The sequence below is a fragment of the Helicobacter pylori HUP-B14 genome (genome assembly GCF_000259235.1).
In the GTDB taxonomy this organism is placed as follows: Bacteria; Campylobacterota; Campylobacteria; order Campylobacterales; family Helicobacteraceae; genus Helicobacter; species Helicobacter pylori_CU.
Genome location: NC_017733.1, coordinates 735,255 through 752,522, shown reverse-complemented (window position 1 = coordinate 752,522; position 17,268 = coordinate 735,255). Strand labels below are relative to the sequence as shown.

Here is a 17,268-nt window from a genome sequence, read left to right as displayed (position 1 = left end):
CCGTTTTTAATTAAATTATATAATGGATAGCATCAAAAAATATAACAACGAGTATGATCACATGAAAGGGTTCAAAATATGACTTATAGAAATAGCAAAATCGATTTAAAGAATGAACGCTTTAGTAAAAACCGCTCTTTTAAGGGCGTTAAAAAGAAAATCGCTAAAAAATATACAATCAAAAACTCGCCTTTGACAATTTACTCCTTAAAAACGCATTCAAATTCTTCTCTATCCATTAATAAAAAAATCTTCTTAGGGCTAGGGTTTGTTTCAGCTTTGAGCGCTGAAGATTATAATAGTTCAGTGTATTGGCTCAATAGCGTGAATGAAAATAACAGCCACAAATCCTACTATATCAGCCCTTTACGCACTTGGGCTGGGGGGAATAGGAATTTCACGCAAAATTATAACAATAGTCAGTTATACATAGGGACAAAAAACGCTTCCGCAACGCCCAATAATTCTTCTGTGTGGTTTGGGGAAAAGGGCTATATCGGTTTTATTACAGGGGTTTTTAAGGCAAAAGACATTTTTATCACAGGGGCTGTTGGCTCAGGCAATGAGTGGAAAACCGGTGGAGGCGCGATACTGGTTTTTGAAAGCTCAAACGAATTAAACACTAACGGGGCTTATTTTCAAAATAACAGAGCCGGGACGCAAACTTCTTGGATCAATTTGATTTCCAATCATAGCGTGAATTTGACAAACACGGATTTTGGCAACCAAACCCCGCATGGGGGCTTTAATGTTATGGGGCGAAAGATTACTTATAATGGCGGAACAATCAATGGTGGGAATTTTGGCTTTGATAACGTGGATAGCAACGGCACAACCACCATTAGCGGAGTAACTTTCAACAATAATGGCGCGCTCACTTATAAGGGTGGGAATGGTATTGGGGGGAGCATCACCTTCACTAACTCTAATATCAATCATTATAAACTCAATCTTAACGCCAATAGCGTTACCTTTAATAACAGCACTCTGGGGAGCATGCCTAATGGCAACGCTAATACTATAGGAAATGCCTATATTCTTAATGCAAGCAATATTACTTTTAATAATTTGACCTTTAATGGAGGTTGGTTCGTTTTTAATAGACCTGATGCTCATGTTAATTTTCAAGGCACAACCACGATCAACAACCCCACTTCACCTTTTTTGAATATGACCGGTAAAGTTACCATCAATCCTAATGCGATTTTTAACATTCAAAATTACACGCCCACGATAGGGAGCGCTTACACGCTCTTTAGCATGAAAAATGGCTCTATCACTTATAATGATGTGAATAATTTATGGAATATCATCAGGCTTAAAAACACGCAAGCCACAAAGGACAATAGCAAAAACGCCACTTCTAATAATAACACCCACACTTACTATGTAACTTACAATTTAGGCGGCACGCTTTATAATTTCAGACAAATTTTTAGCCCTGATTCCATTGTTTTACAATCCGTTTATTATGGTGCGAACAATATTTATTACACCAATAGCGTGAATATCCATGACAATGTCTTTAATTTAAAAAATATTAATGATGATAGAGCTGATGCGATTTTCTACCTCAACGGCTTAAACACTTGGAATTACACTAATGCGAAATTTACTCAAACCTATGGCGGGAAAAACAGCGCTTTAGTCTTTAACGCTACGACCCCTTGGGCTAATGGCACAATCCCTAAATCTAACAGCACGGTGCGTTTTGGGGGGTATGAGGGAGTCAATTGGGGGAAAACGGGCTATATTACTGGCACTTTCACAGCCGATAGGGTTTATATCACCGGTAACATGATGACTGGCAATGGAGCTCAAACCGGTGGGGGGGCGACTTTGAATTTTGTGGGCGCGACTGAAATTAATATCGCTGGGGCTGATTTTAAAAACCTAAAAACCACTTCACAAAACTCTTACATGACTTTTATCGCCTTAGGGGATAGTTCTGGGAGTGGTAAGATCAATGTTTCTCAGTCTGATTTTTACGACTGGACGAATGGGGGGTATGATTTTACCGGTAATGGCGTTTTTGATAGCGTGAATTTCAACAAGGCTTATTACAAATTTCAAGGCCCTAAAAACACTTACACCTTTAAAAACACGAGCTTTTTAGCAGGGAACTTTAAGTTTCAAGGCAAGACCACCATTGAAAAATCCGTTTTAAATGACGCTTCTTACACTTTTGATGGCGCGAATAACACCTTTAATGAAGACAAATTTAATGGCGGATCGTTTAATTTCAACCACGCAGAGCAGACAGACGCTTTTAATAACAATTCGTTTAATGGCGGATCGTTTAATTTTAACGCCAAGCAAGTGGATTTTAGTGGGAACTCGTTCAATGGGGGCGTGTTTAATTTCAATAATACCCCTAAAGTCAGTTTCACTGGTGACACTTTTAATGTGAATAACCAATTTAAAATAAATGGCGCTCAAACAACTTTCACTTTCAATAAGGGCGTTGTTTTCAACATGCAAGGGCTTTTGAGCAGCCTAAGCGTAGGCACGACTTATCAATTGCTCAGCGCTAAAAGCGTGGATTATAAGGATAACAATAACGCTTTGTATCAAATGTTGCGTTGGATTAGCGGGGAAAACCCTAGCGGCACGCTAGTAAATAAGGATCAATCCGCGCCAAGCAACGCTAAAATTTATAATGTCCAATTCACTGATAACGGCTTGACTTACTACATTAAAGAAAATTTTAATAACGGGATTACGCTCACTCGTTTATGCACTCTAGGTTATACGCATTGCGTGAATATCCATAATGATGCGTTTAATCTCAAAAATGTCAATAACAACGCCAGTAACACCGTGTTCTATCTCAACGGCATGACGACTTGGAAGACTGCTGGCACAGGCGTTTTCACGCAAGATTACAGCGGCGCTAACAGCGTTTTAGTGTTCAATCAGACCACCCCTTTTCTTGCTGGGGCGAATCCCACTTCTAATGGCGTGGTGGGTTTTGGGAAAACTTCAGGGGCTGAATGGGGGCTAGTGGGCTATATTCAAGGCGTTTTTAAAGCCAATCAAATTGATATTACCGGCACAATTCGCTCTGGTAACGGCGCTAAAACCGGTGGGGGCGCGACTTTAGTGTTTAACGCTCAAAAGCGTTTGAATATCGCTAACGCTAATTTGAATAGCGATAAAGCCGGTTTGCAAAATTCATGGATGAATTTCATTGTCAATAACGGCAACTTGAATGCAACAAACGCAAATTTTAGCAACCAAACCCCGCATGGAGGCTTTAACCTTAAAGCCGATAACATTACTTGGGATAAAGGCTCTGTGAGTGGAGGGGGGAATTTTGGCGTGGATAACGCTAGTGCTAATGGGAATGCCGTGATTAAGAATGTTAATTTTAGCGATAACGGCACTTTGATTTATAAAGGGGGTGAAAACAGCGCCGGAAATTCTTTAACCCTAGAAAACAACACCTTCAATTCCTATAACATTAACGCCAAAGCGCAAAACCTAATTTTTAACAACAACTCGTTTAATGGCGGGAGCTATTCGTTTAACGACACTAAAAACACCACCTTTAAAGGCACGAACACGCTTATTAATAGCGATCCTTTCAGCCACCTTCAAGGCTCAGTTTCTATTGAAAATAATAGTATTTTTAATATTGAAAGGGATTTGATTAACAACACCACTTACACGCTTTTAAGCGGGAGTAACATTAAATATAACAATCAAATTTTAGCGGATAATGTTTTTTCAAAAAGTTTATGGAATTTAATCCATTATGGTGGCGAACAAGGGACTTTATTAAGAGCGGATAACAACACCTTTTTTGTGCAATTCACCCAAAGCAACGGCCAAAAATTTGTTTTTGAAGAGACTTTTAATCCGGGCTCTATCACTTATAAATATTTCACTATCCATTCTTCGCCTTTCCACACAGACGCTGATTCTAAGGATATTTGGAGTCAAGTGAGGAAGCAATTTGATTTCATTCCAGGAAAAACCCCTGTGTGTGTTGGCGTGTGCTATATCGCGCCTTATAAAAATCAAGACCTTATTGGCTCTAGCGCTTTTGCGTGGTCGCTGAATTTTGGGGCTACGGTGGTAGGGACTTTGCTTTTAGGGAGCGCTCAAGAAAAGGCCAATGACAATGGCGGATCTATCTGGTTTGGTAAGAATAATTTGCTGTATTTGCATGGCAATTTCAACGCGACTAATATCTTTTTAACGAATAACTTTAATGTTGGCAACCCTAACGCTGGCGGTGGGGCGACGATTAGTTTTAACGCTGATGAAACCTTGAACGCTGACGGGTTAAATTACACGAATTTCCAAACCGTGGCTATGGGCTTACAAACCAGCGCGAGCCAGCATTCATGGGCGAATTTTAATTCCAGGCTTTCTATGGAAATTAAAAACTCTAACTTTAGGGATTTCACATGGGGAGGCTTTAATTTTAATTCAGGGCGTATCACTTTTGAAAACACCACTTTTAGCGGCTGGACTAATATTAACGGAGCGACTGAAAGCGGTTCGTCGTATGTGAATATGGTTGCAAATACGGATTTGATTTTCACTGATTCTATTTTAGGAGGGGGCGTTCGCTATGATTTGAAAGCTAATAACATTATTTTCAATAACACTCAAATGGTGATTGATGTGTCTAAAAATGTGAATCAGTCTTCATTGAATGGGAATGTTACTTTCAATCATTCCAGGCTTTCAGTCAAACCCAATGCGGCTATCAATATTGGGGGGGATCAGACCCAAACGACTTTAGAAAACGCTTCAAGCCTTTCTTTTTATAATAATAGCGCAGCGAATTTTAACGGCGCAACCGCTTTTAACGGGGTGTCTTATTTGAACTTGAACCCTAACGCTCAAGTCAGCTTCAATCAAGCGAATTTCAATAACGCTAATGTAACCTTTTATGGCATTCCTTTATTTGGTAAAACGCCTGATTTTGGCAACTCTGCACGCCTGATTAATTTCAAAGGGAATACGAATTTTAATCAAGCCACGCTCAATTTAAGGGCTAAAAATATCCATATCAATTTCCAAGGCGCTTCCACTTTTAAACAAAATTCTACGATGAATTTGGCTGAAAGTTCCCAAGCGAGCTTTAACGCTCTCAAAGTGGAAGGGGAAACGAATTTCAACCTCAATAACTCAAGCTTGTTGAATTTCAATGGCGATAGCGTTTTTAACGCTCCTGTGAGTTTTTATGCCAATAATTCTCAAATTTCTTTCACTAAATTAGCGACCTTTAATTCTAATGCCTTGTTTGATTTAGAAAACAACAGCACCCTGAATTTTCAAAGCGTTCTTTTAAACAGCACTCTAAGCCTTTTAGGCAATGGTGCTAACGCTTTATCCATTAATGCAAGCGGGAATTTCAGCTTTGGAACTCAAGGCGTTTTGAATCTGTCTAATGTGAATTTGTTTGATGCAAAAAACAAGCCCTTAGTTTATAATATTTTACAAGCTCAAAATATTCAGGGTTTAATGGGGAATAACGGCTATGAAAAGATCCGTTTTTATGGCATACAGATTGACAAGGCTGATTACTCGTTTAATAACGGCGTTCATTCGTGGAGATTCACTAACCCGCTCAATACGACTGAAACGATTACAGAAACCTTGCATAACAACCGCTTGAAAGTGCAGATCTCTCAAAACGGTGTTTCTAATAATACGATGTTCAATCTCGCTCCTAGCTTGTATGATTACCAACAAAACCCTTATGATGAAAGCTCTAATTCCTATAATCACACAAGCGACAAAGCCGGCACTTATTATTTGAGCAGCAATATCAAAGGCTTTAATCAAAACAATGAAACACCCGGGACTTATAACGCGCAAAACCAACCCTTACAAGCCTTACACATTTATAATCAGGCTATCACTAAGCAAGATTTGAGTGTGATCGCCAATTTGGGTAAGGAGTTTTTGCCTAAAATAGCCAATCTTTTATCTTCAGGGGCTTTAGACAATCTCAATCTCAATAGCCCGAATGGTTTTGAAACTCTTTTTGACATTTTAAAGAAATATGGTATTGCTTTAAACCAAGCAAATTGGAAGAGCTTATTGGGTATTATCAATAATTTTTCCAACACAACTAATTATGATTTCTCTCAAGGCAATCTCGTGGTAGGGGCGATCAAAGAAGGGCAAACGAACACGAATAGCGTGGTGTGGTTTGGAGGCGATGGCTATAAAGAGCCATGCGCGGTTGGGGATAACACTTGCCAGATGTTTAGACAGACTAATTTAGGGCAATTGCTTAATTCTAGCGCGCCTTATTTAGGCTACATTAACGCTAATTTTAAGGCTAAAAACATTTACATTACCGGAACCATCGGCAGCGGGAACGCTTGGGGGAGCGGTGGGAGCGCGAATGTGTCTTTTGAAAGCGGCACTAATTTGGTGCTCAATCAAGCCAATATTGACGCTCAAGGGACCGATAAAATCTTTTCTTACTTGGGGAAAGAGGGCATTGATAAGCTTTTTGGGGAAAAGGGCTTGGGGAATATCCTTTCTAACATAGTTTATGAAGAGAGTTTGAACAATAACGCTATCCCTAAAGATTTAGCCAGCATGATCCCTAAAGATTTTGGATCTAAGACTTTAAGCTCTTTGCTTAGCCCTACTGAAGTGAATAATCTCTTAGGCGTGAGCGCTTTTAAAAACGCGATCATGGAAATTTTAAATTCTAAAACGGTGGGCGATGTTTTTGGTGAAAACGGGCTTTTAAACGCGCTAGATCCTGTAAAAAGAAAAGAAATTGATCAGATGCTTTTAGAACAGATTCAAGCCCATGCTTCAGGGTTTGAAAAATTCATCGTTAAAACTTTAGGGATTGAAAATGTAGAGAATTTCATCAATAACTGGTATGGAAAGCAAAGCTTGAGTTCTTTTGCTAATAATTTCGTGCCTGGAGGGTTGAATCAAGCCCTGGATAAAATAGGTTCTAGTTCTGATGCCAAAGACTTACAGAGTTTCTTGGATAAAACGACTTTTGGGGATATTCTCAATCAAATGATTGAACAAGCCCCCCTAATCAATAAGCTCATTTCTTGGCTAGGCCCACAGGATTTGAGCGTGTTAGTCAATATCGCTTTAAATAGCATCACTAACCCTAGCAAAGAGCTGACTAGCACCATTTCTAGCATAGGTGAAAAAGCGTTAAATGACTTATTAGGCGAAGGCGTAGTGAATAAAATCATGAGCAATCAAGTCCTAGGGCAAATGATCAATAAGATTATTGCTGATAAGGGCTTTGGAGGCGTTTATCATCAAGGTTTAGGATCCATACTCCCTAAATCTTTACAAAAAGAATTGGAACAATTTGGCTTGGGATCTTTACTAGGCTCTAGAGGATTACACAATCTTTGGCAAAAAGGGAATTTCAATTTCGTGGCTAAAAACCATGTGTTTGTGAATAACAGCTCGTTTAGTAACGCCACAGGGGGGGAATTGAATTTTATAGCGGGTAAGTCTATTATCTTTAATGGGAAAAACACGATCAATTTCACGCAATATCAGGGCAGGCTTTCTTTTGTATCTAAAGATTTTTCTAACATTTCATTAGACACCTTAAACGCTACCAACGGCTTAACACTTAACGCTTCTAAAAATGACATTAGCGTTCAAAAAGGTCAGATTTGCGTGAATGTTTTAAATTGCATGGGCGAGAAAAAAACTAATTCTTCAATTTCAAGCGTTCCAACCGATGAAACTTTAGAGGTGAGTGCGAATAATTTCGCTTTCTTAGGAACCATTAAAGCGAATGGATTAGTGGATTTTTCAAAAGTCTTACAAAATACCACGATCGGGACTTTAGATTTAGGACCGAACGCCACTTTTAAAGCCAACAACTTGATCGTGAATAACGCTTTTAACAATAACTCTAATTACAGGGCTGATATTAGCGGTAATCTCAATGTGGTTAAAGGAGCGGCTCTCAGCACGAATGAAAATGGTTTGAATGTGGGGGGGAATTTTAACAGCGAAGGGCCATTGATCTTTAATCTTAACAATAAAACCAATCAAACGATTATTAATGTGGCTGGCAATTCTACGATCATGTCTTATAGCAATCAAGCTTTAATCCATTTTAATACTCAACTCAAGCAAGGCGCTTACACGCTTATTAACGCTAAACGCATGGTTTATGGCTATGATAATCAAATGATTCTTGGAGGGAGCTTGAGCGATTACCTTAAGCTTTACACTCTCATTGATTTTAACGGCAAACGCATGCAATTGAATGGCGATTCACTAAGCTATGACAACCAACCGGTCAATATTAAAGATGGGGGTCTTGTGGTGAGCTTTAAAGACAATCAAGGGCAAATGGTGTATTCATCTATCCTTTATGATAAAGTTCAAGTTACCGTCTCTGATAAACCCATGAGCATTCAAGCCCCTAGTTTGGAGTATTATGTTAAACACATTCAAGGTAGTGCTGGTTTGAATGCGATCAAATCTGCGGGCAATAATTCCATTCTGTGGCTGAATGAGCTTTTTGCAGCTAAGGGGGGTAATCCCTTGTTCGCTCCTTATTATTTGCAAGACAATCCCACTGAACACATTGTTACTTTAATGAAAGATGTGAACAGTGCTTTAGGCATGCTTTCTAAACCCAATCTTAAAAACAATTCCACCGATGCTTTGCAGCTCAACACTTACACGCAACAAATGAGCCGTTTAGCCAAGCTTTCTAATTTCGCTTCCTTTGATTCAACGGATTTTAGCGAACGCTTGATCAGCCTTAAAAACCAAAGATTTGCTGACGCTACCCCTAATGCGATGGATGTGATTTTAAAATACTCTCAAAGGGATAAACTAAAAAACAACCTTTGGGCAACCGGCGTTGGGGGCGTGAGCTTTGTGGAAAATGGCACAGGAACGCTCTATGGTGTCAATGTGGGCTATGACAGATTCATTAAGGGCGTGATTGTTGGAGGGTATGCGGCTTATGGGTATAGCGGGTTTTATGAACGCATCACTAATTCTCGATCGAATAATGTGGACATGGGCTTGTATGCGAGAGCTTTCATTAAAAAGAGCGAGCTGACTTTTAGCGTCAATGAAACTTGGGGGGCTAATAAAACCCAAATCAGCTCCAACGACACTCTGCTTTCTATGATCAATCAGTCCTATAAATACAGCACATGGACGACGAACGCGAGAGTTAATTACGGGTATGATTTCATGTTTAAAAACAAAAGCATCATTTTAAAACCTCAAATTGGTTTAAGGTATTACTATATTGGCATGACCGGTTTAGATGGGGTGATGAATAACGCGCTCTATAACCAGTTTAAAGCGAACGCCGATCCGTCTAAAAAATCCGTTTTAACGATTGATCTTGCTTTGGAGAACCGCCATTATTTCAACACAAACTCTTATTTTTATGCGATTGGCGGCTTTGGTAGGGATTTGCTTGTGAGATCTATGGGGGATAAATTGGTGCGTTTCATTGGCAACAACACTTTGAGCTATAGGAAAGGCGAGCTTTATAACACTTTTGCGAGCATCACTACAGGCGGGGAAGTGAGGTTGTTTAAAAGCTTTTATGCGAATGCTGGGGTGGGAGCTAGGTTTGGATTGGATTACAAAATGATCAACATTACCGGGAATATTGGAATGCGTTTAGCGTTTTAGGGGGTTGGGGCTTACCTCTTTTTTGAGCCATTAAACAATTGATAAATGGTGGGATTAAGGATTTAACGCATGCGTTCTTTTGGTGTTAGTAACATGCGATTAGCGCTTAGTAAAAATAAAATAATGCCACCAATAATGAAAAATGTTGAAGTTGCTAAAACCAGTATAGTATCAATCCCTTGAAAAGCTTTGATTAGAAGTTGATTAAGGTAGTAAAAAATAGATGTTTTGATAAATAATTGACCAATATTAGGTAGGTATTCTAAATGAACAAAAACATTACAAGACATTAGTGCATAGAGATTGATGATATTACAAAATCCTAAGATGCTTTGTTCGTTTTGAAAAATTCTAGCTACAAAAATGGCCAAGCAAAAACAAAACAATGCGCTTGAAAAAATACTGACAAACCCCAAAATAAGCGCTTTAAAATTAAGAATAGTGATGATATTGAGCGCATAAAAAGAGAGAACAATAAAGATAAAAGCATATAGGATTACAACGATTAGTCTTGAAGCGATTAATGCTAGAGTTATTTGTTTGAAAGTTGCTGGTGATAGCATGTAGAACAAGAATATATTATGCGATTCTCAAGCTTGTTATAGCTTGAGTGAGACCAAAGATTGCGCTAGAAATAATAAGAAGTCCCATTAGACCTATAATATTATTAAAGTAAAAAATTTCAGTGGTATTTTTTGAAAAAACAAAAATCAGTAATAGGAGCATTAAAATAGGATAAATAAAAGTCCAAAATAGTGCACTTGTATTGGTGAGATAAGATTTGATTTCAAGTTTTAGGATAGATAGAATTGCTCCCATTAAATATCCTTTAGTAATGCTAATAAGTCTTTTGTGGTTGGTTTTTCTTTAAAGTTAAAAGTTTTAGCTACAGATTTTAATATAGAATTTAAAGGTTTGTATTGAGCAATGTTGCCATTCTTAAGGAACAATACCCATTCGCAACTATCTAAGACAATCAGATCTGAGTGGCGATGATACTTGTAAGTTGTTGGGTGTTGCGCAAGCTTATGAGATTTGATAGTCTTATAAGAGCGTTTTGCTCTAAACTGGTTTCTGGTTCATCCATAATAATTAATTGGGGGTGGTGGCTAAGAGCTAAATCAATCTTTAAGCACTGTTTTTGTCCATCGCTTAGGTGTTCGTAGGTTTTATTCAAAAGATTTTTTTCAAATAGATTTGGAGTGCAGTTTTTGTGAAAAAATTGATAGAATTTAAAAAGGTCGTTTGCGTTTAATCCAGGTGGGTAGTTGAATAGGTTAGAGACAACTCCCAATTGCTTGCGTTGTGGTATAACATTGTCGTAGTATGGAATATTATTGTTTTGTGCTTTAAAATTATAGTCTGATCTAATGCCTAGAATAGTGTTGATAAGCGTTGATTTTCCAGCACCATTTGTGCCAATAATGGCTGTACTAGTATGACTTTTAAAAGAAAAATCTTGTATATTTAAAGCGTTTTTAAACATGGTTTTTGGGTGTATGCTGATGTTAGAAATCATAAAATCCCCTTATATAGAAATGATTTAAAATCCCATTTAGGGTTATTATATTCAAATGATGGTTTTATTGAGTGCAGTATTACTAAAAAATTAACTAATCTTTATTAAAACGAGCCAAAAGCGTTACTGATAAACACGCTCTAAGCGAGTGAAACGATTTTAAAAAGCGTTCCAAACTCTCAAAAATAGACAAAGCCAAATCTTTAAATAAAAAAACCCTAAAAGAGAAACGGAGCTTTTGATTTTTTATTCTCAAAACCCTAAATATCCTCTTATTTTTTTGTCCGTTATTGGTTTATGGGTGTTTTAGCATATAAAATTCCAACGCTTTTTCAAAGAGGAGCGAGCGATTAGGAAAACCTTTCTCTTTCATGTATTCATCCACTTTAGCCATAAAACTGGGTGAGAGTAAAACGCTGTGATTGATTCTTCGCTCTTTACTTGTTTTTTCTTCGTATTCTATTTCTTCTATTTCAGCTAATAAACTGGGCGAGAGCGAAATGTTAAAACTGCTCCTTCGTTCGCTGCTTACTTTTATTTCTGCTTCTAATTCGGCTAATTCGGTTATCAATTTTTTGCGTTTGGCTTGTAAAGCCTGAATGGTTGTGTGCGCTTTATGGTGTTCCATCATTGTTCCTTAAAATATCTTCATTTTTCGCATTCTACTATAAAATAGGATTTTGTGAGTAAATTCATTAAGAATGAAAATTGGAATTTTTCTTTAGAATTTAACCAGGTATTTGATTTTAATTTTAATCCAATTCCTTAAGGCGCTTTAACAATTCTTCTTCATTCAAAACGCTCACGCCATGTTTTTTTGCTAGAGCGAGTTTTGAGCCGGGGTTTTCTCCAACGATTAAAAAATCGGTTTTAGCGCTCACGCTTGAAGAAATTTTTGCCCCTAAATTTTCTAACATTTGAGCGTATTCTTGCCGTGGTTTAGAAAGCGTGCCGGTTAAAACAATCGTTTTATCACTGAAAACAGAAGAGCTTTTTTGCTTTTCTTCAGCCGTATCGCTACTTTTAGGGTTTAACAAATCAAATAATGATCGGATAAATTCCTGATTACTCGCATAAAAATTAACTAAAGAATGCGCCATTTCCACCCCAAAGCCTTCCATTTCCAAAAACTCGGCTTCGCTTTTTTCTAACACATTTAAGCCGTATTTGGCTAGCGTTTTACTCGCTCCCTTACCAATATGCTCAATCCCTAAAGCGTTGATCAAACGCCATAAGGGAGGGTTTTTGCTTTTTTGAATAGCGTCTAATAGGTTTTGAGCTTTTTTAATTTTGAATTTGTCTAGCCGCATTAAATCTTCTAATTTTAAAGCATACAAATCCAGAGCGTTAACAATGAGTTTTTCTTCAAAAAGTTGCTCTATGACTTTATCGCCCAAGCCTTGAATGTTTAAAGCGTCCTTAGAAGCGAAATGAATCAAGCTTTCTTTCAATCTTGCTGGGCAATTAAGGTTTTGACAATAAGTAAAAACCTCTTCGCATAAAAGCTCATGCGAGCATATAGGGCAAACTTTGGGGCGTTCAATTTTATGTTGCGAGCTGTCTCTATAAGATTCTAAAGGCTTGATGATTTTAGGGATCACATCGCCGCTTCTAATGACAACCACCCTATCATTGAGCATGATATTCTTTTTTTCAATTTCAGAATAATTGTGCAAGGTCGCTTTCGTAATTATAGCTCCAGCGATTTCTACAGGTTCTAAAAGAGCGACCGGTGTGATCGCCCCGCTGCGCCCCACTTGGTTAATGACTCCTACAATTTTGGTGTGTTTTTCTAGAGCCGGGAATTTATAAGCGCAAGCGAATTTAGGGGATTTTTGCGTGTAGCCTAGCTCCTTTTGAATATCCAACTCATTCACAACGATCACCATGCCGTCTAAAAGGGCAAAAAAGCCCTCCCTTTCTCTAATCAGGGTGTGGTAATTTTCTTCTATTTCTTGGTGGTTTTTGTTTAGGCTTAAATATTGAATAGCGCTAAAACCTAACGAGACGATAAAATCCAAACACTCCTTAAAGCTTAGAAAATTTAAAGAATGCTTGCCCACGCCCCAAGGAATGAATTGCAATTTACGCTTTTTAGTGATTTCGCTATCAAGCTGCCTCAAACTCCCTGATGCGGCATTTCTGGGGTTAGCGAATAGGGGTTCGTTAGCGTTTAAGCGCTCTTTGTTTAAAGCGTCAAAATCCTTTTTAGAAATGATCACCTCGCCCCTGATTTCTATTTCTCCATCATAAGCGATAAAATGGGGGATATTAGCGATATGTTTAGCGTTGTGGGTAACAAGCTCTCCTTCTAAGCCATTACCCCTAGTGGTCGCACTCACTAGCTTGCCATGTTGATACAAAAGATTGAGTGAAACCCCATCAAGTTTGGGCGAACACACGAATGAAGCGTTAGGATAAACTTTTAAAATGCGTTGCAACCACGCTTGCAATTCGCTTTGATTGAACACATCATCTAAGCTCCACATCCGCATTAAATGGGGGTTTTTATTGAACGAATTGGTGGTAATAGCCCCCACTTTTTGGGTAGGGGAATTGGCTTGAATATCATTAGGGTTTTTTTCTTCATAAGCTTTTAATTCTTGGTAAAGTTCATCATAGACTGCATCGCTTACGATTGACTCATCAAGGTTGTAATAATGGTGCGATAGGGTGTTTAAGTATTCAATTCTTTCTAAATATTCTTTTTGGCTTTTTATCATTTTTGTAAAAACCTTTTAAACTAAATTAGGGTAGTATTATAACATTTAATCTTTGATAGGGCTTTAGGGGAAATTAGGTGGTAAGAGACATTGACAAAACGACTTCGTTGCACTTAAACAACGAAGCACAATTTCTGTGCTTTAGATTAGATGCAGAAAAAGACGCCCAACTTTATGGCATGAATATTTTTAAGATCCGAGAAATTATCCATTATGACGGGGAGGTTACAGAGATTCTTGGAGGGAGCGATGGCGTGATGCTTGGGTTTCTTAGCGTTAGGGGTGAGTCTATCCCTTTAGTGGATGTGAAAAGGTGGTTGCATTATAACACCAATGATCCGAGCCGTGATTTAAAAGAATGCAGCGTTAAAGATGACCATAATTTAGTGATCGTGTGCCATTTTTCTAACCATTCCATCGCTCTAAAGGTTTTAAAAATTGAAAGGATCATTCATAAAAATTGGAATGAGATTAGTGCTGGGGACAAACAAGGCATTAATGAAGAGGGTAAGCTTAGCGCTATCACTCGTTTTGATGAAGAACGAGTGGTGCAGATCTTAGACGTGGAAAAAATGATTAGCGATGTTTTCCCTAGCTTGAAGGATTTGGACGATTTGACTTTGCGTTGCATAGAAGCCATTCAAAGCCAAAAACTCATTTTAATCGCTGAAGACTCTCTAAGCGCTCTTAAAACCTTAGAAAAGATCGTTCAAACTTTAGAATTGCGTTATTTAGCCTTTCCAAACGGGAGGGAATTGTTGGATTATTTGTATGAAAAAGAACATTACCAACAAGTCGGCGTGGTTATTACGGATTTAGAAATGCCCGTTATTTCAGGGTTTGAAGTGCTAAAAACCATTAAAGCTGATCATAGAACTGAGCATCTTCCTGTGATTATCAATTCGTCCATGAGCAGCGATTCTAACCGCCAGTTAGCCCAATCTTTAGAAGCGGATGGTTTTGTGGTAAAATCTAACATTCTTGAAATCCATGAAATGCTTAAAAAAACGCTTTCATAAATTTAATTTTTGTTTTAATTTAAAGGGATAAAACATGCGAAGTCATTTTTGCACAGAAATTAGTGAAAAAGATGTGGGTAAAATCATCAAAGTGGCCGGGTGGTGTAACACTTATAGAGACCATGGAGGCGTGGTTTTTATTGATTTAAGGGATAAAAGCGGTTTGGTGCAACTCGTCTGTGATCCTAGCTCTAAGGCTTATGAAAAGGCTTTAGAGGTTAGGAGCGAATTTGTGCTAGTGGCTAAAGGGAAAGCGCGTTTAAGAGGACCTGGGTTAGAAAACCCTAAACTAAAAACGGGTAAAATTGAAATCGTTTTAGAAGAGTTAATTATTGAAAATAAGAGCGCTACCCCACCGATTGAAATTGGCAATAAAAGCGTGAATGAAGATTTGCGCTTGAAATACCGCTATTTGGATTTGCGCTCTCCTAATTCTTATGAAATCTTTAAATTGCGCAGTGAAGTCGCTTTAATTACTCGTAACACTCTAGCTCAAAAGGGCTTTTTAGAGATTGAAACCCCCATTTTGTCTAAAACCACGCCTGAGGGGGCTAGGGATTATTTAGTGCCAAGTAGGGTGCATGAGGGCGAATTTTTTGCGCTCCCTCAAAGCCCGCAATTATTCAAACAGCTCTTAATGGTGGGGGGAATGGACAGGTATTTTCAAATCGCTCGTTGCTTTAGAGATGAAGATTTGAGGGCGGACAGGCAGCCAGAATTCACGCAAATTGATGCGGAAATGAGTTTTTGCGATGAAAATGATGTGATGGGCGTGGTGGAAGATTTGTTGCAAGAGATTTTTAAAGCGATCGGACATACTATTTCTAAACCTTTTAAACGCATGCCTTATAAGGAAGCGATGGAAAATTACGGGAGCGATAAGCCGGATTTACGCTTTGAATTGCCTTTAGTGGAAGTGGGGGATTGCTTTGTGGACAGCTCAAATTCTATTTTTTCTAATATCGCGCAAGATCCTAAAAATAAACGCATTAAGGCTTTGAACGTTAAGGGGGCTGATGCGCTTTTTAGCCGCAGCGTTTTAAAAGAATTAGAAGAATTTGTACGCCAATTTGGGGCTAAAGGCTTAGCGTATTTACAGATTAAAGAAGATGGGATTAAAGGGCCTTTAGTTAAATTTTTAAGCGAAAAGGGGCTTAAGAATATTTTAGAAAGGACTGATGCGCAAGTTGGGGATATTGTCTTTTTTGGAGCTGGGGATAAAAAAATCGTGCTAGATTACATGGGACGCTTGCGCTTGAAGGTGGCTGAAACGCTTGATTTGATTGATAAAGACGCTTTGAATTTCTTATGGGTGGTCAATTTCCCCATGTTTGAAAAAACCGAAAACGGCTATCATGCTGCACACCACCCTTTTACGATGCCTAAAAATATAGAATGCGAAGATATAGAAGAGATTGAAGCGCATGCGTATGATGTGGTGCTTAATGGCGTGGAGCTTGGTGGGGGGAGCATAAGGATTCATAAAGAAGAAATGCAAAAAAAAGTCTTTGAAAAAATCAATATCCATGAAGAAGAAGCGCAAAAAAAATTTGGCTTTTTACTGGAAGCGCTAAAGTTTGGCGCTCCTCCTCATGGGGGCTTTGCGATAGGCTTTGATCGCTTGATCATGCTAATGACTAAATCTAGCAGCATTAGAGATGTGATCGCTTTCCCTAAAACGCAAAAAGCTTCATGCTTATTGACGAATGCGCCTAGCCCCATTAATGAAGAGCAACTAAGAGAATTACACATTCGCTTGAGAAAACCAATTTAAAAGGATACGATATGAAACAGCTATTTTTGATTATTGGAGCCCCAGGGAGTGGTAAAACCACTGATGCAGAGCTTATCGCTAAGAATAACAGCGAAACAATCGCTCATTTTTCTACCGGGGATTTACTCAGGGCTGAGAGCGCTAAAAAGACCGAGCGAGGCTTATTGATTGAGAAATTCACTTCTCAAGGCGAATTAGTGCCTTTAGAGATTGTGGTAGAAACGATCCTTTCAGCGATTAAAAGCTCTGAAAAAGGGATTATTTTAATTGATGGCTATCCCAGGAGTGTGGAACAAATGCAGGCTTTGGATAAGGAATTGAACGCTCAAAACGAAGTGATCTTAAAAAGCGTGATTGAAGTAAAAGTGAGTGAAAACACCGCTAAAGAAAGGGTTTTAGGGCGCTCTAGGGGGGCTGATGATAATGAAAAGGTGTTTCATAACCGCATGCGGGTGTTTTTAGACCCTTTAGTTGCAATCCAAAATTTCTACAAGACTAAACATTTGCATAAAATCATCAATGGCGAAAGAAGCATTGAAGAAATCGTGAATGAAATGCAAAAATATATTTTGTCTTTTGCGAATTAAA

7 protein-coding genes and 1 pseudogene are annotated in these 17,268 nt (G+C 38.4%); 4 read left to right on the top strand and 4 right to left on the bottom strand.

The window, feature by feature from the left end; all coding sequences use genetic code 11:
- Positions 1–78 precede the first annotated feature (78 nt).
- Positions 79–9,645 carry a vacuolating cytotoxin domain-containing protein gene (locus tag HPB14_RS03625; protein ID WP_000222335.1) on the top strand — a complete coding sequence of 3,189 codons (9,567 nt, stop codon included), beginning with the start codon at positions 79–81 and terminating at the stop codon, positions 9,643–9,645.
- Positions 9,646–9,707: 62 nt separating this feature from the next.
- On the opposite strand, the pseudogene HPB14_RS03620 reads toward HPB14_RS03625, so the two are convergent.
- From HPB14_RS03620 to ligA, 4 genes and pseudogenes are all read right to left on the bottom strand, one after another.
- Positions 9,708–10,464 (bottom strand): annotated as a pseudogene (locus tag HPB14_RS03620) (ABC transporter permease).
- A 157-nt stretch (positions 10,465–10,621) separates the two neighbouring features.
- Positions 10,622–11,164, bottom strand: coding sequence for an ATP-binding cassette domain-containing protein (locus HPB14_RS03610; RefSeq protein WP_014658470.1), 543 nt, complete (start codon positions 11,162–11,164; stop codon positions 10,622–10,624).
- Positions 11,165–11,459: 295 nt separating this feature from the next.
- Positions 11,460–11,792, bottom strand: a complete 333-nt coding sequence (locus HPB14_RS03605; protein WP_001989290.1) for a hypothetical protein — start codon at positions 11,790–11,792, stop codon at positions 11,460–11,462.
- Between the two features lie 124 nt (positions 11,793–11,916).
- Entirely contained in the window at positions 11,917–13,887 is a 1,971-nt protein-coding gene (gene ligA / locus HPB14_RS03600; RefSeq protein WP_000597668.1) for an NAD-dependent DNA ligase LigA, read from the bottom strand.
- Positions 13,888–13,964: 77 nt separating this feature from the next.
- Between ligA and HPB14_RS03595 the strand changes: the two genes are divergently transcribed.
- From HPB14_RS03595 to HPB14_RS03585, 3 genes are read left to right on the top strand one after another with little or no spacing between them, the layout of a single operon-like run.
- Entirely contained in the window at positions 13,965–14,906 is a 942-nt protein-coding gene (locus tag HPB14_RS03595; protein WP_000251165.1) for a chemotaxis protein, read from the top strand.
- A 34-nt stretch (positions 14,907–14,940) separates the two neighbouring features.
- On the top strand, positions 14,941–16,680 hold the full coding sequence (gene aspS / locus HPB14_RS03590) for an aspartate--tRNA ligase (protein ID WP_001256403.1): 1,740 nt from the start codon (positions 14,941–14,943) through the stop codon (positions 16,678–16,680).
- Positions 16,681–16,691: 11 nt separating this feature from the next.
- A complete protein-coding gene (locus tag HPB14_RS03585) occupies positions 16,692–17,267 on the top strand; it encodes an adenylate kinase (protein WP_000811237.1) in 576 nt (191 codons plus the stop codon).
- The last annotated feature ends 1 nt before the right edge of the window (position 17,268 follow it).